21 protein-coding genes and 1 tRNA gene are annotated in these 22,762 nt (G+C 36.5%); 13 read left to right on the top strand and 9 right to left on the bottom strand.

The genetic code is table 11. The features are described 5' to 3' along the window. The first annotated feature begins 293 nt into the window (after positions 1–293). The 9 genes from JL53_RS03520 (at position 294) to JL53_RS03560 (ending at position 13,730) form a co-directional block, all read left to right on the top strand. A complete protein-coding gene (locus JL53_RS03520) occupies positions 294–6,314 on the top strand; it encodes a putative cellulose-binding protein LCP (RefSeq protein WP_038406782.1) in 6,021 nt (2,006 codons plus the stop codon). Positions 6,315–6,626: 312 nt separating this feature from the next. Further along, a complete protein-coding gene (locus JL53_RS03525; RefSeq protein WP_038406783.1) occupies positions 6,627–8,663 on the top strand; it encodes a BglG family transcription antiterminator in 2,037 nt (678 codons plus the stop codon). Next, positions 8,660–9,112: a PTS sugar transporter subunit IIA gene (locus JL53_RS03530; protein ID WP_003718766.1), complete on the top strand. Its 453-nt coding sequence runs from the start codon at positions 8,660–8,662 to the stop codon at positions 9,110–9,112. The genes JL53_RS03525 and JL53_RS03530 overlap by 4 nt, the downstream gene beginning before the upstream one ends. Beyond that, positions 9,113–10,174 (top strand): PTS fructose transporter subunit EIIC, encoded by a 1,062-nt coding sequence (locus JL53_RS03535; RefSeq protein ID WP_038406784.1) that lies wholly within the window; start codon positions 9,113–9,115, stop codon positions 10,172–10,174. A 15-nt stretch (positions 10,175–10,189) separates the two neighbouring features. Further along, positions 10,190–10,498 (top strand): PTS fructose-like transporter subunit IIB, encoded by a 309-nt coding sequence (locus JL53_RS03540; RefSeq protein ID WP_003718767.1) that lies wholly within the window; start codon positions 10,190–10,192, stop codon positions 10,496–10,498. Between the two features lie 26 nt (positions 10,499–10,524). Next, positions 10,525–11,793 carry a class II D-tagatose-bisphosphate aldolase non-catalytic subunit gene (locus JL53_RS03545; RefSeq protein WP_003718768.1) on the top strand — a complete coding sequence of 423 codons (1,269 nt, stop codon included), beginning with the start codon at positions 10,525–10,527 and terminating at the stop codon, positions 11,791–11,793. A 93-nt stretch (positions 11,794–11,886) separates the two neighbouring features. Next, positions 11,887–12,591 (top strand): HAD family hydrolase, encoded by a 705-nt coding sequence (locus JL53_RS03550; RefSeq protein WP_003718769.1) that lies wholly within the window; start codon positions 11,887–11,889, stop codon positions 12,589–12,591. 113 nt (positions 12,592–12,704) lie between these two features. Continuing rightward, complete coding sequence (locus JL53_RS03555; RefSeq protein WP_038406785.1) at positions 12,705–13,121, top strand: Rrf2 family transcriptional regulator; 417 nt, start codon at positions 12,705–12,707, stop codon at positions 13,119–13,121. 12 nt (positions 13,122–13,133) lie between these two features. Continuing rightward, the gene (locus tag JL53_RS03560) at positions 13,134–13,730 is read left to right on the top strand and encodes a class I SAM-dependent methyltransferase (protein WP_003718771.1); all 597 of its coding nucleotides are present in this window, start codon (positions 13,134–13,136) and stop codon (positions 13,728–13,730) included. Between the two features lie 82 nt (positions 13,731–13,812). Here JL53_RS03560 and JL53_RS03565 read toward each other — a convergent pair whose 3' ends face one another. The 3 genes from JL53_RS03565 to JL53_RS03575 all read right to left on the bottom strand — a co-directional run bounded on the left by JL53_RS03565 (position 13,813) and on the right by JL53_RS03575 (position 17,246). Then, positions 13,813–14,325, bottom strand: a complete 513-nt coding sequence (locus tag JL53_RS03565) for a GNAT family N-acetyltransferase (protein WP_038406786.1) — start codon at positions 14,323–14,325, stop codon at positions 13,813–13,815. A 17-nt stretch (positions 14,326–14,342) separates the two neighbouring features. After that, positions 14,343–14,795: a MarR family winged helix-turn-helix transcriptional regulator gene (locus JL53_RS03570; RefSeq protein ID WP_003718773.1), complete on the bottom strand. Its 453-nt coding sequence runs from the start codon at positions 14,793–14,795 to the stop codon at positions 14,343–14,345. 318 nt (positions 14,796–15,113) lie between these two features. Continuing rightward, positions 15,114–17,246 carry an MMPL family transporter gene (locus JL53_RS03575; protein WP_038408145.1) on the bottom strand — a complete coding sequence of 711 codons (2,133 nt, stop codon included), beginning with the start codon at positions 17,244–17,246 and terminating at the stop codon, positions 15,114–15,116. A 133-nt stretch (positions 17,247–17,379) separates the two neighbouring features. Here JL53_RS03575 and JL53_RS03580 point away from each other — a divergent pair, with 133 nt between their 5' ends. Continuing rightward, positions 17,380–17,925, top strand: coding sequence for a TetR/AcrR family transcriptional regulator (locus JL53_RS03580; protein ID WP_003718775.1), 546 nt, complete (start codon positions 17,380–17,382; stop codon positions 17,923–17,925). Between the two features lie 348 nt (positions 17,926–18,273). Then, positions 18,274–18,633, top strand: a complete 360-nt coding sequence (locus JL53_RS03585) for a DUF3592 domain-containing protein (RefSeq protein ID WP_003718777.1) — start codon at positions 18,274–18,276, stop codon at positions 18,631–18,633. A 365-nt stretch (positions 18,634–18,998) separates the two neighbouring features. Here the strand turns inward: JL53_RS03585 and JL53_RS03590 are convergent. The 6 genes from JL53_RS03590 to JL53_RS03615 all read right to left on the bottom strand — a co-directional run bounded on the left by JL53_RS03590 (position 18,999) and on the right by JL53_RS03615 (position 22,095). Next, a tRNA-Ser gene (locus JL53_RS03590) sits at positions 18,999–19,088 on the bottom strand. 79 nt (positions 19,089–19,167) lie between these two features. Next, positions 19,168–20,313: a site-specific integrase gene (locus JL53_RS03595; protein ID WP_038406787.1), complete on the bottom strand. Its 1,146-nt coding sequence runs from the start codon at positions 20,311–20,313 to the stop codon at positions 19,168–19,170. 128 nt (positions 20,314–20,441) lie between these two features. Further along, positions 20,442–20,768, bottom strand: coding sequence for a hypothetical protein (locus JL53_RS03600; protein WP_038406788.1), 327 nt, complete (start codon positions 20,766–20,768; stop codon positions 20,442–20,444). Positions 20,769–20,783: 15 nt separating this feature from the next. Beyond that, complete coding sequence (locus JL53_RS15125; protein WP_052010549.1) at positions 20,784–21,251, bottom strand: hypothetical protein; 468 nt, start codon at positions 21,249–21,251, stop codon at positions 20,784–20,786. 51 nt (positions 21,252–21,302) lie between these two features. Next, positions 21,303–21,755: an ImmA/IrrE family metallo-endopeptidase gene (locus tag JL53_RS03610; protein WP_038406789.1), complete on the bottom strand. Its 453-nt coding sequence runs from the start codon at positions 21,753–21,755 to the stop codon at positions 21,303–21,305. A 16-nt stretch (positions 21,756–21,771) separates the two neighbouring features. Then, on the bottom strand, positions 21,772–22,095 hold the full coding sequence (locus JL53_RS03615) for a helix-turn-helix domain-containing protein (protein WP_033922848.1): 324 nt from the start codon (positions 22,093–22,095) through the stop codon (positions 21,772–21,774). 267 nt (positions 22,096–22,362) lie between these two features. On the opposite strand from JL53_RS03615, the gene JL53_RS03620 reads away from it, so the two are divergent. Both JL53_RS03620 and JL53_RS03625 read left to right on the top strand, forming a co-directional pair. Further along, entirely contained in the window at positions 22,363–22,554 is a 192-nt protein-coding gene (locus JL53_RS03620) for a helix-turn-helix domain-containing protein (RefSeq protein WP_033922846.1), read from the top strand. An 18-nt stretch (positions 22,555–22,572) separates the two neighbouring features. After that, positions 22,573–22,761 (top strand): hypothetical protein, encoded by a 189-nt coding sequence (locus JL53_RS03625; RefSeq protein ID WP_009917612.1) that lies wholly within the window; start codon positions 22,573–22,575, stop codon positions 22,759–22,761. Position 22,762 lies beyond the last annotated feature (1 nt).

The raw sequence follows: 22,762 nt of genomic DNA on the forward strand, positions 1-22,762 counted from the left end.
ACAGGTGCTTTTTTTATCTGAAAAAGGCTCAGAATAGCGAGATGGGGGCACTAATTAGTCGGGTTTTTGAATATAAAAATAGTAGTTTCCGCAATGAATGTGACAGAAATGTGACGAAAACGGACGTATAATGTGGCAGAATTTTGTAGATAGCATCCCTTTTTTTCATTTATTTATATAAAGTATCTTAATGGCATGTACAGGCTATGGTTGTGCTTGTAATATCTATTATATAGGGTGAATTTCACAGGAAATTATAACTCGGAAAAAAATACTAGAGGAGAGAATTCTTTATGACAAAAGCAAATCCAATGCGGCGTTATATGCTATTAACACTAGCCTTTTTCTTATTACTTGGCCAATTGAATTTAGCACCTATTCGTGCATTAGCAAAAGAAAATGGCAATGAGGATCTTTCATATGAAGTTCAAAAAGAGCTATCAAACGATAAAAAGAAAGCTACCCTTAAAATAAAAGTAACACCAAAAAATGAGCAGATAAAAATCCTTGCTATCGAGACACCAGATGGCAAGAAAACGGAAAGGTCAGAAACAACTTATATAACAGAAAAAAATGGTGTAGTGGACTTTCTTATTAGCTATCAGAATACAGAAACTAGTGAAGAAGTTAACAACTATACAGCATCTTATAATATGAGTGACCTTATTTTAGCAAGCGAACCAAACAATGAACAAGAACCATCCAATCAAAAAGATACAACCAACCAAGACCAAGATATAAAAAAAGAGAACAAGCCACTTTTTAAAAATAGTCAAACAACAGTATCTTTAAGTGTTCCAGATTACAATCAAACAGCTTGGGCAAATGGAGATATCAAAACCGTTACAACTACAGTAGATTTTGGTGATAGTAGCTTCACTGGTAAAAAAGTTGATTTTACGTTGCCAGATGGAATGCGTTTTGTTTCACTCCCTGCTCCAAATGATTATAAGCCAAGTAGTAATAGCGATATGAACATCATAAACTATTTAGGTGCAAGTGACCCGCTTGGTATTGCAATTACGTCTATGACAATGCCAAATCGAGAAACTAACTATAATAGAGCAACATTTGGCACAGTGAGTTATGAACTAGAACCAGGAACAGAAAAAGCGAGTTTTACTTTTTCGGTCCGAGTAGACGCAGCAAAATATTACGGAGCAACCGATTTAAAAACGCCGATAAAAGCAGAAGTGTTTGTCGGCGGAGCGAGCACACCAGTTGCCTCCGCTAAACAAACGATTCATGCGGAAGGAAATAAAGTGGTCGGTTATGCGAATCAAGACCATGTAAAAACCATGTTCCGTACTTGGTATATCAATCATGGCACATCAGAGGTTTTAGCTAGTACTGATACGGATCCTTCATATAATTATACAAAGCCATATTCTGTGGTTAATGGTCTAAATCAAGCAGATGACCGAGGAGCAGCTATTTTTATGGCTAAAAATCTGACAGTGACATTATACTATCCAGAAGGAATGGAATATGTAGGAATTATCGACAATAGCGGAAATGCAGTACCTAATAATTCTAACATCTCTGTTACAGCTTATCCGAGTGAAAATAAGGTGGTCATTGATTATAAACAAATGAATTTAAACAGTGTATCTAATTCTGTCTTTTCAGTAAAATACAAAATACCTAAAGGGACAGTGGCGGGAACTTATAGTGCAACTAAAGTACCTCATGCAAGTATCAAAACATATGATGATGCAATCTTTGAATCAGATGCACTAACTACTAATTTGACTGATTTAACAACCAAAGCAGCACTAGATACATGTAAGGTCGTTGATACTACTGTTAATAAACTGGCTTTAGTACCTGCTAATAGAAATATTAATCCAGATAATGAAACCTGGGCAGGAAGTATTCAAATCAATAATTTACAAACTGCTGGTAAGAAAACCAATCAAATATATCAGGTTGAGTTTGACCCGAATTGGGAAGCATATTCTGTTAATTTACCATTTGATGGAACCATTGCTGGAAATAAAATAACAGATATTCAGTATAAAACAAATCTCCATTCAAGTTATCAAACCTACTCAGGGAAGCTTCCCGTTAGCAATAACAAAATGGCAAGACTGGAAGCAAGTGCAGTTGGTCTACAAGAAGGAGAATACTTTACGGATGTAAAAGCAAATGTAGGAGATTTTTCTGTTGGTTTTGTAAATACTGACCAAGGCGGAACATTTAGATGGAATAGTACAGCGTCTTACGGAATAGTTAAGCCTGGAATTGCCTCGGTGGATTTCAAAGGTTCCATTTGGAATGCGGAAGATGAAGCGAATACGAAGGCTTCTGGCGTATCGACCTATAGTGTTTCCAATACAATTACCAGCGCTGCCAATGGAACGGCCTCTTTTTATAACAAAGCAGGTTCAGCCATTAAGGTAGCAAGTGCGGGAGATACTGTTACGACTAAAGCGAGCTTACTTTTATTTGATTACCCCTATGGAACGAGAACTGTAATCAATAATCCAGAAGTTTACCTTCATGAGATAGATGGAACTTCCATAAACCCATCTACTATTAGACTAACTAATCAAGATGGAAAAGAAGTTACTTTTTCAATTAAGCAAGAAACAGCAAATAATGGAAATAAAGTCTATGTATTAAAGACAACAGACGTGACTGTAGGTACATTTGTCGGTTATCCATACAAAACACAGTATTTAAATCTTAGTTATGACACGACCTTCGATGTAACTCTTGATAAAAGCATTGATATGGATATCCAAGACGTACTTGCTTGGGGAGGATCAAATATTACTTCCGCAATCGGTTCAAATAGTTTCTTAGATACCGGACTAGACGTGAACCAAAACGGCAAAGACAATGAAAAACTACTTTCCGTCAACAGTAGCGCGCTAAGCATCCCCAAACAAGACACCGTCACCGTAGAAACGTTCCTAAGCGTCGCCGGTGAAGGCGCCAAAGCTGCCTACGTGGAAGGGGATGACAGCACTGCTTCCTACTTTACTCCAGGAACCAACGCAGACTATACGGTCCAAGTCACCAATACTTCTAGCGCCGAAGCAAGCACATTTGAACTCTATATTCCAATCCCAAAAACAGGGCAAAACTTCGGATCCAAATTCCAAAATGACGCCTTTAAATGGGACATGAAACTAAGCGATGCTATCCATATCACCTCCGAACAACAAGCGCAGTTCGACGTGAGTTACGCAACCGAAGCGACCGCAGATAATTACGATTCAACTAGCCTATATAGCGCTACCGTATCCGACTATGAAAAAGTCAATATGGTCCGTATCAACGTTAAAACACAAATCAACGCCGGTGAAACTCAGACCTTCCAAGTCCCACTCCAAGTAAACGAAACTTTTGATTCGGCCAATGAAGGAAATAAAATCAGTGAGCGGGATGTCTACAACCCGTATTATCGGGTGATTACGAATACATTCTCCGGGTCATTAGCCGGCACGAAAGTAGGGGCGGAACTCGTGATTGGCGAAGTCGCTGGGACATTATTTAACGACAAAGATGCCAACGGACTCTTGGAAAAAACGAAAGGCGATGAAGTCCTCACTAGCGAAACTGTCGAACTTTACAAATGGAATAGCACCACTTCCGCCTATGAACCAGCAACGAAAAATGGGGAGAACATCACCGCCAAAACCGATGCCAACGGCGCCTATACGTTTGATTATACTTCCGACGTAGGGTACGGTAATTACGCTGTGAAATTCCCAGACAAAGCAGGGTATCAGTATACGTTGAAAAATGTCGGGAAAGATACGTCTATTGATAGCGACGTCCCCTACAGTGGCACTGATAAAGGTTGGGCGAAAAACATTGATCCCACACGGCCTACTTCTCAGTCCATCAATGCGGGTTATTACGCCTATACACCAGCGCAAGATTTGAAAGTCAATTTAAATGAGAAACGCGTACAAACCGGACGAAGCTTGGAGATTACCTTACCAAAAGTAGCCTCCACCAGCGGGCAAGCTGCCGAAGATACGATTGAACCAGCCTTCTTCCAAAATATCCAAGCAAGCACGAATGGATACAAGTGGACAAGCGCGAACACTAGCGTAGCGACGGTACAAACCTTAACAGACGGTTCTGCCGCTGTAGTAGGTGTTTCAGCTGGCAATAAAACAATCGCAGCGACCGATTTAACGATTGCCCTGCAAGACATCTTTGGTACCGAACAAAGCTCCACAGCACCGGTCTATGTTACTTCTCCGGATGGAACCATTGTGCAACAAGCTGGTTTCACCATGGGAGCGACCGATTTTTCGCTGGAATATAAAGCAGCTGTCGCATTAACCGATGCCCAGGCAGTAAGCCTCGCAAAAACAGCGGCCTTCGAAGAAGTGAAAAGTGGCGTTCAATCCAGTGCCCAAGATCGTTTAAGCTTCGTGCAAGTGAATCCAACACAATTAGCTGCCATCCAACATGGCGCGAAGCAAGGGGGGACTTACCCACTCACCTATACCTTAGCGAAAGAGGGGAAGACCGTCGGAGTGACGATTTCCGTCACTGTGGCGCAAGATTTAACTACCGTCCATGCCCATAATTCGACCTTGTATATCGGAGACACTTGGACAGCAGCGGATAACTTTGACAGTGCCATTGATAAAGAAGGAGATACCGTACCATTTAGCGATATCACCGTGTCTGGTAGCGTGGATACGAGTGTGGCAGGGACGTATCCGGTCACGTACAGCTATAACGGCGTATCCACCACGATTCAAGTGACCGTCAAAGATGACCTAACCGCTGTGAATGCCCACGATTCAACCATTTATACCAGCGATACCTGGAGTGCCACAGACAATTTGGACAGCGTGCTCGATAAAGATGGCAACCCGGTTCCTTTAGCGGATGTCACCGTAACGGGGACGGTCGATACCCATCAAGCAGGAACGTATCACATCACGTATACCTATGCTGGCGCGTCGACCACGATTACCGTCACTGTCAAAGAAGATAAATCCGGTATTAGTGTCCATGATTCTGCTATTTATGTCGGAGATAGTTGGAGTGCCGCAGATAATTTCGATAGCGCCTTTGATCAAGATGGTAACCTGATCGCTTTCGAAGCTATTCAAGTGACTGAAAAACCAACCGTGAATACGAACAAAGCAGGCACTTACCAAGTCACCTACAGCTACGGGAAAGTAGCACAAACGATTACCTTAACGGTCCAAGACATTCAAACTGCGGTGAATGCCCATGATTCAATTCTTTACATGGGCGACAGCTGGACCGCGGAAGATAACTTTGACAGCGCACGCGATAAAGACGGTCAATCCGTTCCTTTCTCGAACATCCAAGTAAGCGGTACAGTCGATACAGCACGAGCAGGGACGTATCCGGTCACGTACAGCTATGACGGGATATCCACGACGATTCAAGTAACCGTCAAAAATCCACAAACGGCCATCCACGCTCATGATTCTGTGCTATATACTGGAGACAGCTGGACTGCGAAAGATAACTTGGATAGCACGACCGATAAAGACGGCAACGCCGTTTCGTATAAAGACATCACTGTAAGCGAAAACCCAGCGGTGGATCCGATGAAAGTGGGAGTATACGAAGTGACTTACAGCTATGACGGGATATCCACGACGATTCATGTGACCGTCGAACCAAGACAAACTAGCATTGTCGTTCATGATAGCACGATATATGCAGGCGACCCATGGACGGCAAAAACTAATTTCGATCAGGCCACGGACAAAAAAGGCAAGCCAGTCTCCTTCTCGGCGATGACCGTCACAGGAACCGTGGACACCAACGTCCCAGGCACCTATGAAATTAGCTATAGTTACGATAGGGTTAAAGTCGTAGCGCATGTGACTGTCCTAAAAAACCAAGCTCAAATCACTGTGCAAGATAGCCATCTCCCAGTAGGGGGTAAATGGACCGCGAAAGATAATTTCATCCAGGCAACTAACCGTGATGGAAAAGAAATCGCTTTTGAGGATGTACAAACAAGTGGTACCGTCCAACCAAACAAAGCAGGGAAATACCAGGTCACATACACCATCGATCCAAATGAAGGTACCGCAGATGCAGGCCAAAGCCAATTATCCGTCACGGCTACCATTCAAGTCGAAGACCCAAACAAGCCAAGTAGCCCTTCCGGAGGTGGGACGACCCCTTCAGGCAACAGCAACCATCAACACACCACTAACTACGAAGCCACCAAACCGCTACCCAAAACAGGGAATCAAACCGACCCTTGGCTAGTCTGGACAGGCCTTGGCTTACTCAGCTTTAGTCTTCTTCTATGGCTATTTAACCGCAGAAAACGTAGCTTTAAATAATTAAAAAAAAGACTAGATCATTCTTTGATTTAAAATCATTGAGTGGTATAGTCTTTTTTGTTTTACGTACAAAATTCATATGGAACATTCTTGTTGTAATCTCGGTAAAATCTTCTAGTTGCTCTATTTTTCAACAGGTATAATGACTAGTGAAAGGATAAATAGCAAAATTTGTATTACAAGACCTATAGTTTTTGTAAAAAAATATTTCGAATTATGTAAATTGTGGAAGTGCTTACAGGGCAGTAACATGGAGTTAGGAACACGCCTTCTAAGTCATTTTATCGCAACTAGTATGAAAGGGTGACGGAGATGTTAAGTAGCAGAATGATACTAATTATAAAATATTTAGAAGGCAAGGATGAGTCAAATATTCGTGATATCAGCAAGGCATTAGAAATATCTGAGCGAAAAATCCGATATGATATCGACAATATTAACGATGCACTCACCCTAAATCAATTAAAACCAATTTTAAAGGAGGGGAAAGGGAGACTCGTTCTATCAGCGGATTTGGCCAAATTAGCGCTAGAGGAAAACAATGTATATATTTTTACTCCACAAGAAAGAATTAATATTTTGCAGTATTTGTTGTATTTTAATATTAAAAAAGTGAACCTGGAGCATTTAAGTAAATGGATGAACGTTTCGCGAACGACGATTAAAAAAGATTTATTACTAGTAGAAGACAGTTTCCAACAAGTGAACCTCCAGTTGGTGTATAAGCGAGGTTATCATTTAAATGGGAATGAAAGCGCTATTTTGAATGAGCGAGTTCGAGTACTTCGTGATTATATTGATTTAATCCAAAACGAAGATATCGAAACCAATTTTTACAAGAAATGCATATTGAACGAGATGAAAATTTCTTTTAAAAACATTGACTTGAGTGGTGTGAATAGATGGTCCAAACAACTCCTGAAACAGATGGGATGGATGCTAAATGACGAATCCTTTTACTGGTATTTAGCGAATATTTTAGTGTTTTGTTGGTATGTGAAAAATGAAATCGAAAACCCGTTGAATGATGCTAAATTGGTATTTCCAATCTTTAATTCGCAGCTCGTTCAAGGGATGGAAACCATTTTAGATTCAGAACTTACCCAGGAGCAGTTGAATATCCTAGTTGGTTTCGTCTTCTTTACTAATAAATACGCGAGCCTTAATGAAGAAATGGACTTAATTACAACCGAAACGCTGGTAAACGCACTTATAAATAAAATGAGTGAAGAGCTGAATTTACCTTTTTTGGAAGATGCCATTTTGTATAAAGGACTTTTGAACCATGTAGCCCCACTAATTGAGCGAATTCGAGGCGAGGTACAAATTTATGAAGATACATTCGATGTTATTCCAGCAGAATTTCTCTATGTTTTTGATGCGACAAGTAAAGCGATTAAAACCATACCATTGCTTGAAAGTGTTGAAAATAAAAATGAGATTTCGCTACTATCGATTCATTTCTTAGCAAGTATTCAACGGAACCAGCGAGAAGAAAAGTTAAATGTATTACTTGTTTGCGGACTTGGTTATGGTGCGATTGCAATGATGAAAGATACACTTAATAGTGAGTACCAAATTGCGTTTGTTGCAACTATTCCAGAATATATGTTGAAAGATTTTACGTCTTTTGCAGCAGTGGATTTAGTCATTACGACTGCAAAAATGACCACACCTTTGCCAAAGCCAACTGTTAAAGTAAGCCCGGTTTTAAAAGAATGCGATTTTGTGGCGTTAGAGCAGCAAGGCTTAAAAAAGAAGAATATTTTAACTAGTTATTTTGCTATTAACAAGCGACTTAGTTTTCTAGAGAGTTCAATTAAACAGCAAGTGATTAGTGTAATCAAAGAAGAACTAGGTTATGGGCATGTGAGTATTCCCAACAGAAAACTGGGCTTAAGTGAATTAATTGGAACAGATGCAATTCAAATCATTTCAGGAATGACAGCTTGGCAGGAAACAATTCAATTCGCTACAAGACTACTTTCGGATAATCAGTTTGTTCTTCCAGCTTATGCAAATAATATTATTGAAATACAAGAAGAATTAGGCTTTTATTCAGTGAAAGATGAGGAATTTGCTTTGTTTCATGGAAATGATAGCAGCTTAGTGAGAATGAATAGTATGGCACTTCTCATAAGTAAACAACCAATCGTTTTTGGTGATAAACAAGCAAAAGTAATTTTTATTCTCGCAAGTAAGGATAAAAAAGAACAGATTCCAGCAATCATTACTTTAACGAAAATGACCTACCAAACTGATTTTATTTCCCAATTAGAACAAGCGGAAAATGTGATTGATGCAGATAGAATTATTAAAAAATACGAGGAGGAGGTTAGGATAGTATGAGCATGGAAATCGACTTCTTGTCCATTTCTAACTTAGAAGTGAAAACGAAAGAAGAAGCAATTCTAACACTGGTAGATGCCTTAGAGCAAGCCGATTATTTGGAAGATAAAGTACGTTTTGAAAAAGATATCTTAGAGCGAGAGGGAAAACTTTCAACCTATATCGGACATGAAATTGGCTTACCTCATGCTCAGAGTCGTGGTGTAAATCGTCCTTGTGTTGTGATTGGCAAGTTAAGCGATCCAGTACGCTGGACGACAGATGACGAGTTTGTCCAAATAGTATTTTTAATTGCTGTCCCAGAAGATAATGCAGGTAATTTGCATTTAAAAGTACTTTCAAAATTAGCAAGATGGTTAATGCATGAAGATTTTCGAATGAAATTAAGAGTGCTGGATGATGCAGCAACAGTAGCTTTATTAAATAAAAGTGTGACGGAGGGTAACTAAATGAGAACGCTTAAATTTTTGCAAAAACATTTGATGACTGCAACTTCTTACATGATTCCATTTGTCGTAGCAGGGGGGATACTTTTTGCGCTATCGGTTATGTTAAGTGGTCAAGCCGCTGTACCGGATGCAGGTTGGCTCGCAAAATTAAATCAGATTGGTGCAGCAGGATTAGCACTATTTATTCCAATTTTGGGTGGTTACATAGCATTTAGTATGGCGGATAAACCAGGACTTGCTCCAGGGATGATTGGGGCATACTTGGCAAATGAAATTGGTGCAGGATTTATCGGTGGAATTGTTGCTGGTTTCCTGGCTGGTTTCGTCGTTATTCAACTGAAAAAAATTAAATTATCGACTTCGATGAAAACATTAGGATCTATTTTCATTTATCCACTGGTCGGAACATTAATAACCGGTGGGATTATCGTTTTCCTTATTGGGGAACCAATTTCTGGCTTTATGGACTGGATGACAAGTGCCTTAAATAGTTTATCTGGTGCAGCAAAAGTTCCGCTTGGAGCACTTCTTGGAGCGATGATTTCCTTTGATATGGGTGGTCCAGTCAATAAAGTAGCAGCAACATTTGCGCAGACACAAGTAGATACGCTTCCCTACTTAATGGGTGGTGTTGGTGTAGCGATTTGTGTACCTCCACTAGGACTTGGAGCGGCAACCCTACTTTTCCCTAAAAAATTTACTCGTGTAGAAAGAGACTCTGGTATTGCGGCTCTAATTATGGGAAGTGTGGGAATAACAGAAGGCGCCATCCCATTTGCAACAGCTGATCCGTTACGGGTTATACCTTCCATAATGACCGGAGCGATTGTTGGGAATATATCGGCGTTCTTATTTGGTTGTTTGAATCATGCACCATGGGGAGGGCTCATTGTACTTCCGGTAGTAGAAAATCGGATTGGCTATGTCATTTCGATTGCCTTAGGAGCCGTTGTAACAGCGGTTATGCTTAGGATATTGAAAAAAGATGCAACCGAGCTGGATGAGGCACTGGAAGAAGGTCAAGAAATTGATGATTTAGATATTAATTTTGAAGATATTTAGAAAGGATGATAATTAATGAAAATTGTAGCTGTAACATCTTGTCCAAGTGGAGTGGCGCATACGTATATGTCAGCAGAATCACTCGAACTTTCTGCAAAAAAAATGGGCGTTACTATCAAAGTAGAAACACAAGGCTCTTCAGGAATTGAAAATAAATTAACTGCTAAAGAAATCGAGGAAGCAGATTGCGTCATTATTACAAATGATGTGGAAATTAGAGAAAGTCAACGTTTTAAAGGTAAAAAAGTAGTGAAAATGAGCGTTTCCGATATTATTAAAAAATCTGACGCACTTATTAAAAAACTACAAACAATGTTTTCATAAAATTAAATTCTAGGAGGAACAAACAATTGAAATTACCTATTAAAAAAGCAGTCGAATCCCTTTTAAAATTACAAACAACCGGAGATAGCGCAACACTTATTGGCGTTGGTCCAATGTCACGAAATTTACTACAAGCAAGTTTTGAATTAGCGAAAGAAGATGACTATCCATTAATGTTTATTGCAAGTCGAAATCAAGTGGATGCAGATGAACTTGGTGGAGGTTATGTGAATGGTTGGAATCAATTTAGTTTTATTGACGCCATTAAAGAAGTTGCGGATGAAGTAGACTTTGATGGATTGTACTATGTCTGTCGCGACCACGGAGGCCCTTGGCAACGTGATCAAGAACGAAATGAGCATTTACCTACAGAAAAGGCAATGGAGCTTGGTAAGCAGTCGTATGTAGCTGATATTGAGGCGGGATTCGATTTACTGATGATTGATCCAACGAAAGACCCGTTTGAAGTTGGTAAAGTAATCCCACTGGAAACAGTGTTAGAGCGCACAGTGGACTTAATTGCCTTTTGTGAAGCGGAACGAAAAAAGCGTCATCTCCCGGAAATTGGCTATGAAGTAGGAACAGAAGAGACAAACGGCGGGCTAACCTCTACTGAAACATATGAAAAATTTATTATTCAACTGAAAGAAGAACTTGAAAAACGTGATTTGCCATTACCAACCTTTATTGTTGGTCAAACGGGAACTTTAACACGGAAAACAGAACAAGTTGGACATTTTAACTTTAAAAATGCGTATGATTTAGCGCAAATGGCGAAGAAATATGGCGTTGGATTAAAAGAGCATAACGGTGACTATTTGGATGATGTGACGCTTCTCGAGCATATCCCATCTGAAATTACTGCAACGAATGTAGCTCCACAATATGGTACAGAAGAAACGAGAGCATACTTGAAACTAGTGGAATTGGAGCGGAGATTAGCGGGAAATGGCTTAATTAAAAACCCTTCTAATACACGTGAAGTCTTACTCGTACAATCTATTAAGAGTGAACGCTGGCGCAAGTGGATGCTAGATGGACAAAAGGATATTACCGTTAATGAAATTATGCAAGATGACGAACTATCACTGGAAATACTAGACATCGCAGGTCATTATACATTTAATGATGCCGCTGTAAAAAAAGAAATAAATACTTTATATGCTAATTTAGCAGCCAATAATATTGATGGCAAGCGTTTTGTAATTGACCATATAAAGCGCCCAATCCGCAGTTACTCTGAATGTTACAATCTAAAAGGAGCAACAACAAGAATTAAACAATTAGCTAAATAAAACGATAAGAGTCTGGGCTTTTTGCCTAGGCTCTTCCTCATATTGCGTTTTAATGGTAGAGTAAGAGAAGTGGCTATTTTGTAGGAGGAAAACATGATTAATCTGATTTTTGATATTGATGATACAGTATATGATCAATTAAAACCATTTGAAGATGCTTTTAAAACCGTTTTTGGTGATGAAAGCAAACTAGAAATCGAAAATTTATATATTAAAAGTCGTTTTTATAGCGATGAAGTGTACCACCGGGTTGTAAATGGGGAAATGCTAAAAGCAGAGATGCATATTTACCGAATTACGCGAGCATTAAATGATTTTGATTACCAAATTACCAAAAAACAAGCAGAAATATTCCAACAGGTTTATGAAAATAATCAACGGAAAATCACGCTTTTACCAGGAATAAAAGAAGTTTTTACATGGGGGAAAAGCAAAAATGCGATTATGGGGATTATTACGAATGGACCAAGCTTGCATCAACAGCATAAAATAAATGATTTATGTATAAATGACTGGATTCCAGCTGAAAACACTTTTATTTCTGGGAATATTGGCTATGAAAAACCAGATAAACGTTTATTTGCGTTAGTAGAAGAGCAATTAGGAATGATTGGTTCAAAAACATATTATATAGGAGATTCTTTTGAAAATGATGTGATTGGGGCAAAACAAGCTGGATGGAATGCAATTTGGCTTAATCGACGTAAGCATCTAACACCGAAAGACGCACTCTATCAACCCGAATATTGTGTTACAAACGAAGAACAATTACTTGCTTTATTACAAAAATTAACTTGATTTTTTATGAAAACTTCTTTCATTATTTGAAAGAGGTTTTTTCTTTTGATTGACAAATAAAACGAAAGGAGATATTATAGATACATTAAGTCTTTGATTAAGAAGGTGAGATAATGAAATACTCAAAAGCAACTAGTTATGCGTTACATACGATGGTATACTTAGCCAATTTATCTGCTGAAAAGACGGTAGGTGTGAAAGAACTTGCTATCAAACAAAATGTATCACCAACCTACCTTTCAAAAGTGCTGACGATGCTCGTAAAAGCTAGTTTTGTCGAGTCAATAACTGGGGTAAATGGCGGATATAAATTAGCAAAACCAGCAAATGATATCAGTTTTTTAGACGTTATTCAAGCGATTGAAGGGAAAACAGCTTTCTTTCATTGCGACCCTAAAAATCATGCCGAAAGTAAGCCACATTGTTTAATTGGAGAAGTTATGGACAATGCCGAGCAACAAATGGAAGCTTATTTAAGTGAACAAACTATTGGAAGTATTGTCGTAGAAATCGAAAAACATCATCATTAAAGGAGTGGGAAAATGAATCATCATCACAATCACCACGGAGAAGCTGGTTTTAAGCGAAAAGTCGATTATTTAGACCGTCCGGAACGCAAGGAAGTTTTGTCTCCGGAAGCATTTATCCAAGAAGTGCCAGTGGATAAAGCAGACACTATACTGGATTTAGGTGCAGGAACAGGTTTTTTAACAATTCCAGCTGCGAAATTAGTGGATAATACTGTTTTTGCTTTAGACTTGGATCCACAAATGTTAGCACTTATCCAGCAAAAAGCAGCAAACGAAAATTTAACAAATGTGAATGTTTTAGAAGCAAGTATGGAGGGAATTCCGCTAGAAACCGGGACAATAAATATTGCACTTGCATCACTCGTACTCCATGAGGTAAGTTCGTTAAGCAAAGTTTTAAATGAAGTGAGTCGAGTGGTAAAAGCGGGCGGTTACTTCGCTTGTTTAGAATTCGATACAATAGGAACTGAATTAAAAGGTCCTCCAATGGAAATCCAGATTACAGCTAATAAGTTGGAACAGGCACTAGCTGATGCAGGCTTTGAAGTCGTGAAAAATTGGAACCTTTCAGAAGGCATGTATGTAACTATCGCCAAGAAAAAGAGATAATTGCTGGCAAGGTAAACAGGGAAAGATTGATTTAAGACAATTGTTTTAAATCAATCTTCTTTACAATGGAAGGTAAATTAGTTTATTTTTCTAAACGTTTACTCATAATTATGTCTATTTGACGATCATCCCCCATGTAAAAAGCATGTTTTCCCTCTGCGCTAAAACCCAATTTTTCATAAAATTGAATAGCGTTTTTATTTTGTTCCCAGACACCTAACCATATTTTTTCTACATGTGTTTCTTTTGCGATTTTTAATGCTTGGGTAAATAATTCCTTTCCTAATCCCTTTTTTTGATATGCTTTTAATAGATAGATGCGTTCTATTTCAATAGTTTTTCCTAGTATTTCTTCTGTTTGAGCTTCTTCTAGATTTAATTTTAAATATCCGGCGATTGCTTCTTGGTCATAAATAAAGTAAAAATAGGAATGCGGATTATCTAATTCTTTGCGCAATTTTTCTAAGGTAAAAGTTGTTTTTAAGTAGGTATCAATATTTTCTGGTTTATTTTGTGCTCTAAATGTTTCATCAAATGTTTTATAGCTTATTTCTAATAATGGTTCTAAATCCGTTATTGTGCATAAACGTATCATTATTTTTCCTCCAACAATTAATAATTTCTTTTATTTCCTTTTTTTACATATAGCCAGTCATCAGCAATGTTATTTTTTACTTTTTTAAGTGCTAGTGAGAGCGCACTTATTTCTGACTCATTAAACCCTTTTAAGGCAATTGAATTGGAATGTTCATTTTCGCGAATAATTAGGGGATATAACTCCTGTCCATATTCGGTTGGAAATAGTAATTTATTTTTTTTATTGTTTTTATCAGCTTTTTTTATAATAAGTCCGTTTTTTTCTAAATTTTTAATGGCTCTAGAAGCAGTTGTCCGATCGATTTTTAGAATATCGACTAATTTTTCTTGAATAATACCGGGATTTTCACAAATTCTAACTAAATAAACAAATTGCCCTTTAGATAGATTTAATTCTTTAAATTCTATATTGCTAATCGAGTCTAGCGCGCGAGCAATAACCCCTATATCTCTTAAAATATCTTTCATTGCGAACCTCCTTTTTATTGCATTTACAACAAAACGAGTATAACACATTAGGGGAGTGAAAGGAAGTAGCTATAATAAAATGACGGTTTAGAAGTAAATAAAGTTAATTTGCCAAAAGGATAATCCTACTTAAAATACGCCCCTAAAGTCCAAGTGGAAGATACTGGCTTTAGGGGCGTAGATATAATGAAAATATATTTAGTTGATTAAATCGAGTGCTATTTTTTTAAACTTCTCACTGTTTATTGTCTCGTAATCTGTAATCTTAATTACTGTAAGCGGGATGTTTATAGCCTTTTTAGATTGATTCTCATTACTCTATTCTTTATCTTTTAAATGATGTCCTTCAATATCGAGTGAAGGGAGAACTTTATCTAGCCATTTTGGCATATACCATGTAGCTTTTCCAAAGAGTTTAGAGATGGCTGGAATGATTGTTAGACGAACAATAAATGCATCAAACAATACACCAAAGCCAAGTGCGATACCAATGGATTTAATCATAGGATCTGGCACAAAAACGAAACTGATGAAAACAGAGAACATGATTAACGCTGCTGCAATAATAACTGGACCACTTTCTCGTAAACCAGTTTTGATGGAGTGGGTATTGTCTTTCGTTAGGGTGTATTCTTCATGAACACGTGACATTAGGAATACCTCATAATCCATCGCTAGTCCAAATAAAATTCCAGTTGCGATAACAGGCAGGAAGGCGAGAACTGGTCCGGTTGTGCTGATACCGAATAAATTACTAAATACTCCTTCTTGCATGATTAAAGTGGTGAAGCCAAGTGTTGCCGTTAGAGAAAGTACAAAGCCAAGAACTGCAGTCAAAGGGATCAGTAGTGAACGGAACACAACTGTCAATAAAATGAATGCTAACACAACGATAACACTTGCGAAAACTGGAATTGCATCGTTTAGTTTTTGTGACATATCTATATTAATTGCGCTTTGACCAGTGACTTCTAAATTAATATTATATTTACTGTCTGTAGTTTTTGCGTAGCTTCTGAGATCGTGAACGAGTTGCGTTGTTTTATTATTTGTAGGACCAGTCTTTGGAATAACGCTAATTAGTGCGTAGTTACCAGATTCACTAGGCATTGGCGGTGTGATGATTGCTACATCTTTTATACCAGAGATATGATTAGCAACTTCCGTTAAATGAGCCGCGCTATTATCCGCTCTAATATCTGCTAAAATAACTAATGGTCCATTAAAGCCTTCACCAAATTTATCAGATAAAATATCATATGCTTTTTTCTCCGTGGAATCTTTTGGTTTGGAGCCATTATCAGGAATTCCAAGTTCCATTGAGCCAAATGGTATGCTTAGTCCACCAAGTAAAACAACTGCAAGTAAAAATGCGATAAGTGGCTTTCCAACAACGAATTTCGTCCAAATATTTTCATCTTTTTTATTCTTTTTATCTTTTTGTGGCTTGATTTTATTATGAAAGATGCCGATGAATGCTGGTATTAGAACTAATGCGGAAAGAACAGCAAATAATACGCTGAGTGCTGAGGCAAGTCCCATAACAGTTAAGAAGTCAATACCAACAAGTGATAAACCACAAACAGCAATAATAACGGTAATTCCTGCAAATATTACTGCACTTCCAGCTGTTCCGGTTGCAAGACCGACAGCTTTTATGTGATTTTTTTCTGTACGGATGATTTGACGATACTTAAATAGAATAAATAACGCGTAATCAATAGCAACTGCGAGACCAATCATAACAGCTAGTGTGAGTGTAACATTTGGCATTTCAAAGTAGCTGGAAATAATGGCGATAATACCAATGCTCGTACCTAGACTGAGAATTGCGGTGATAATCGGCAATCCAGCGGCGATAACTGATCCAAAAGCAATAATTAGAATGACAAGGGCTACGACGATACCAATTGCTTCTGATGAACCGCCAATATCCATTGGTGTAATCATAACGTTTCCAGTCAATTCTGTTTGCAGATTTTTATCATCCATAGCTTGAAGGGAATCTTTGACTTTGTTTATGGATTCTTCATTGACAGCTAAAGCATTGATGCTGTAACTAATATCAGCAAAAGCAGTTGTCATATCTGGGCTGATCGTTTTTGCTTCATAAGGATTTGCAATAGCATCTATCTTAGGATCATTTTTCTCGATTTCAGTTAATACTTCTGTGATTGCAGCTTGAGATTCCGGCGTTAAGATGCCTTGCTTCTGCTTGCTTTTGAAAACAACACGAATGCTCCCTTTTTGACTATCCTGTTTAAACTCTTCCTCGATTTTATTTGATGTATCAAGTGATTTTAGACCATTCATTTTGATATCGTCCGTAAAATTAACACCTTTGATTGCTAATACCGTGACGATAATTCCTAAAATAACAAACCAAGAGAAAATGGTTTTCCATTTATGTTTAGCGAATGTTTGTCCTAGTTTGTAAAGTAAATTTGCCAATTAGTTGTTTCCTCCTCCAATTCGAGCTATTATATTTATAAGCATACAGTGTATATTACATGAGTATAAGCGAAAAAGTAAGCACCAGATTGTATATAGTGTATAGTTAAGTGACAGTTTAGGGGATGTGTAGATGAATCAAACAGATTTGCGTGTACAAAAAACAAAAAAAGCGCTTTACACAACGCTTTTAGAATTACTTAAAACAGAAAAATTTTCAAGTGTTACTGTAAATAGTATTTGTAAACAAGCTTTAATCCATCGAACCACTTTTTATAAACATTTTTTGGATAAATATGATTTATTATTATATGTTTTACATGAGCAGTTTCAAGACTATTTTGCATTAGATATTAAAGCACGTATTAAACATCCATTTCAGTCAGGTTTTGACACAATTTATCAAAATGTAGAGCTTATTTTAGAAAAACAAAAGGATGATGAATTTTTCTTAAAAACAATGGCCACTTTTTTCTTTACGGAGTTTCAAAAAGATATAGAGGCAAACATGGATAAGTTAAAATTGTCCGATGAAATCCCAGCTGAGTTATTTACTTATATTTATGCTGCTAATTTGGGCGCAATTATGTATTGGTCTCAACAAATGCCAACACCAGCAGATTGGGCGCATATGGATAAACTTTTTAACGCTATTTTAGCAGTGGAGATTGATTGGTAGAGGTATATATACATAAAGTATTATGATCTCTCTTGCACATATTTTGACTGTTTTAAGTTTTTATAGGTGCCCAATTGATAAGAATAAAATGTTACTATAAAAGAAGATTTGGTAGTATATAAGTGAGTTTCCTAGAAGAATTCAACCATGTTAGAAGCGTGTAGAGAATTGGAGTAATGAAAATGAGACAAATTCCATATTTATCGAGTAACCAATTATTTTGTATATGGGCAATCTATTTACGCTTCCAAAAGGTTTCATTTAGTACTTTTAATAATCTTTTTTATCTTCTAAAAAAATTGTTATAATAAGAACAGGTGAAAATGAACAATAGGAGGAGTAGCTTACTTGATTATTACTTTATTGATTATTGTTGGGATAGTTATTGTCATTATTATCTCGTTATACTTTATTATTGCGACTGCAGTGAAAAAAGCGAGCAATACAAACTGGGAGGAGACTAATGCTCTCGTCGTAGCTAGCAGATTCACTAGCCGAACAATGGGAGATGAAATATCACGTGCACAAGGCGAGACTGTCCGTAGAGTGGAGCTAACAGTACGGTTCAAATTACGAGATGGAAGTGAGTTTGAAGGGAAAAGGTGGGTAAATATAAAGACTAAACATAGCTCATGGTTATATGAAAACAAAGTAGTTACAATCATGTACGATATAAGCAATCCAAAACGGTTTAAAATTAAAGAATAAGCAAAATACAGCTATTAACAGAAAATCATATAACTAGTGCTAAAATAAATCGTATATTGATAAACTCGTTTGCTCTTTTTTATGAAAAATATATCAAGCCAAAATCGCTGGCACTGTCATGTTTACTAGAGATAAAACGTGATAAAGACAATAGTACTAAGCGAAAAGTTGAATGAAATCGAAAAAAATTATTCATGCGTTTAGTATTGCACTTTACAAAGAATTATTCAACATCATATGTCATAGCAAATTCGTGGTAAAAATTCTCTAAAATATGCTGATTTAAATAGAAAAAATCATCTTTTATAAGCCGGATTAGTAGAGCCGTTTTATAAAAGATGATTTTTTTTAACGAATTAATAAAACGGAGAAACGGGGATTCGAACCCCGGCGCGGCATACACCGCCTAACAGATTTCGAGTCTGTCCCCTTCAGCCGGACTTGGGTATTTCTCCTTGTAGTTGTATCAACGATTTGAGAGTATTTATGATTTTTTGACTATCATTTTGACTATCAAATCAATTTCAACAGATTTTATTTTAGCATAAAATCAGAAAAAAGAGAAGCTGTAGAATCTTTCTTTTCTTGAGTCACATGTGTATAAATATTAGACGTAGTTTGTATATCCGCATGTCCTAAACGTTCTTGTACGTCTTTTAGTGATGCGCCAGCTTCAAATAACAGTGAAGCGTGCGTGTGACGGAAGCCATGACAAGTTATTTTTTTAAATTCAGTGTGATGTTTAAAAATGGTATCTAACCATGAGTAAGTAGCGCTGGGGTTATAGTATTTACCTTCATTGTCGAATGTGATTTGTACTTTATCTAATCTCAAAATATGATGATTTTCACGTTGATACTTTTTCCATTTTTTTAACACATCAACTGTAGATACATCTATACTTATGTCTCGCTTACCAGCTTTTGTTTTAGTAGTATTCACTAAAATGCGAGCATGTTCGCCACGTGAGAGAGTTTTATTTATATACAAACGTTTGTTGTTTAAATCTACATCTTTCCATGTCAGCGCTAGTGCCTCAGACTTTCTCAATCCCGTAAAAGCTAACAGATAGAAAAATGTATATTTGAAAATATCGTCTTTGACAGTATCTAAAAACGAACGTAATTCATACTTGTCATAGAATGTAATATCTTTTTCCTCTTTTTCTATCATTTCTCCGCGCGGAATAATGACAAACGCAAACGGATCAGTATCAATTAAGTGTAATGATATTGCATATTTAAAGACACGAGAAGTTAAATTTTTCAAACGTTTATATGATGTCGAATTTGTTTTTGACCATGCGTTTATGACTTGCTGACAGAAATGTATGTCTATTTTATCGATAAACTTATCGCTAAAAAATGGTAATATGTGATGATTGAAGAATATTTTAGTGCGTTCTAACGTGCTTTCTTTGACTGTTTGCGTATAGAGATCTAACCATGAAAAATACACTTCTTCAAATTTCAGCGCCTTTTTTTTGGTTTTCAATCCACCTTCCTCTAATATTTGCATTTCAATGCGCTTTAGCTCCATTTTAGCTTCTCTCTCTGTTTTAAATCCTCGGCGAGTGGTCTGTTTTCGTTTTCCAGTCATGTTATCTATACCAGCATAAACTCGAAACATATAACGAATTTCATTTTTTGAATTCAAATATGATTTAATACGTTTATCCATTTTTATCCTCCTAACCGAATGTATGTTCTTTTGAAGGGTACAGCAAATTATGTTAAAATGAATTTACATACTCCTATGTGTGTATTTGAAAACGCTTATCTCTGTGCGGAGAGGGCGTTTTTTGTTATTTAAATATCAAGTTTTCTAGTTTCTACATTCTTCTTTTTATTATTTGTTCTATATTTCTTCCAGTCATCTTTTGTGATATAGAATTTATCGTAAGTACTGATATCCTGAACATAAACCTTTTTGCCGAAAAAATATTTGAATAAGTAAATAAAGAGCAAAATAAATGAAATGCCTAAAGTCGGTATCAACAAAACAAGCCATAGCACAAACAACCAAATGTCAATCTTGTCATTCATTCTTTTTAAAATTAATTTATTTCCATTGATTGCCGCTTGCTGTTCCATTTGTCTCATTCTTTGCAGTGCTGCTAATGAATCAAAAGCCAAATCCAATCACTCCTTTTAATTTTTTATGGTTTCACCAGGTCCATCTGCTCCAATTTGTATCGCTCCATCGTCTGTATAAGCATGTTTATAAGTAGCAATCAGGTCTCCAAATTTTGAGTCTTTATTTTCTGGCGATTCATAGAAATAGATGAATATACTATTAAGATCTTTGTTATCATCGATAATCTTGTTTAAGTTTTCTTTAATGTTCTTTTCAGATGTGTTTTTTAAAGTCACTCGATAATAATTTTGTTTAATCTTTTCTTTTTTTGTTGTTTCTACAATTTGATATCCATTTTCTTTGGAATTCTTTTCATTAATAGCAGATGTTCCCATTATCAATCCTATTAAAAATAATGAAAAACCAACTATCAAAATAATAATAGGAACCTTCTTTTGTTTCTTTCTAAAAAGATTAACAATTAGCCAAACGATCCCAACTAAAAACCCCAGAATTCCTAATATCGCAAAAATTGAATCCAAATTCATCTCTCCCTTTATCAAATTTTTATATAAACACATTTGTGCAAATACCTAGCAAGCGATAATTTGAATGCTACTTCTAAAAATGATTACATATCCGTTACATTCAACTGTATTTCCGTACTTGTTCTTATAATACTCTATAGAATGTTTTAAAAAATCTTCGGTTACTTCTAGAAAATCCGCAACTTCGTAGTAATCAGTGAATCCTTCATAATAAGCATCTATGATTTTACGTAAAGAGACAAGTGATTTATAACCCCAGCCTCTTGCAAGTTTTTCTTGTTTTCTATCATTAACTGTTTTCTGATTAATGATATTTCCAGCCGTCAATTTATGATGTCCGACTTCCTCAGCTAAAGTACAACGCATTTCAATGTCATTTTGTCGAGGATTTACGAATATTCTACTATTATAATATAATCCTTTGTGAAATTCTTGCATATTTTTGTCTTCAATGATAGTTAGTTCAGGATATTGCTCTCTGTATTTATCTAACCACATAAATCCATCTCATTTCTTATTTATATTTTTGTTGAATCAAGTCAATATATTCAAGAATTTTTTTCATATCTTCTTCCGTTGCAGCGGGATCAATGTGCGCTGCAAGTGTTGCCGCTTCTTGAGGAATGTCGTTGTCGACATAGGGGTTTTCAGTTCTTCCTAAAAGATAGTCTGTAGAAACGTTGAAAAAATCGGCTACTTTTTTTAAACTTTCTCCATTTGGAATTTTTTTCTTCCAAGAATAGAGCGAATTCCTGCCAAATCCTAATTTTTCTTCTAGTTCAACAATACTAATTTTTTGCTTCTCAGATAAAAATTTTACTCTATCAAACGTAGTCATATCATACACCTTTTCATATTAGCAACAAACATTTTAAATTTTAATAAAGAAAACAGTTGACATCTAACTTAAAGTTTAATATACTATGTTCATAAGCTAATTATTTAGCTAAACAAGTCAACAAATAACCCCATAAAATTCTCGTTCCCCAACGATTTATGGCTTGATTGTATGCTTATTTAGCTATGTCTAGATTCTACACTAAAGTTTAAATTTTGTCAACAATATGCTAAATAATTAGCTAAAAAGATAGAAAGGAGCAAAAACATGTCAGTTGAACACCAGCGTTTTGCGGTTGCAGTATACGCAAAATTAAAAGCGATAAACATGAAACAATCTGATTTAGCAAAAATGTTAGGTATTAGCAATCCTTATTTATCAGATATCATAAACGGCAAAAGAGACGCGGCGAAAGTTAGAAAAGAGATTGCGGAAATTTTAGAAATAGATGTTGATTAGAAAGGAGATTGACATTAAATGATCATCAAATTAGACAAGGACAGTTATTATTCGCAACAAGAGTTACTTAAACAATTAAGTATTGGTTATGAAACATTAAGGAAACTTGAAATCAAAGGAGAACTTTCCGCACGTAAACTAGGAAAGACTATCTACTATCAAGGTGCAGATGTTCTAGATTCTTGGGACAGGATGCTAAAGAGGTGAA

The organism is Listeria ivanovii subsp. londoniensis (genome assembly GCF_000763495.1).
Classification (GTDB): Bacteria; Bacillota; Bacilli; order Lactobacillales; family Listeriaceae; genus Listeria; species Listeria londoniensis.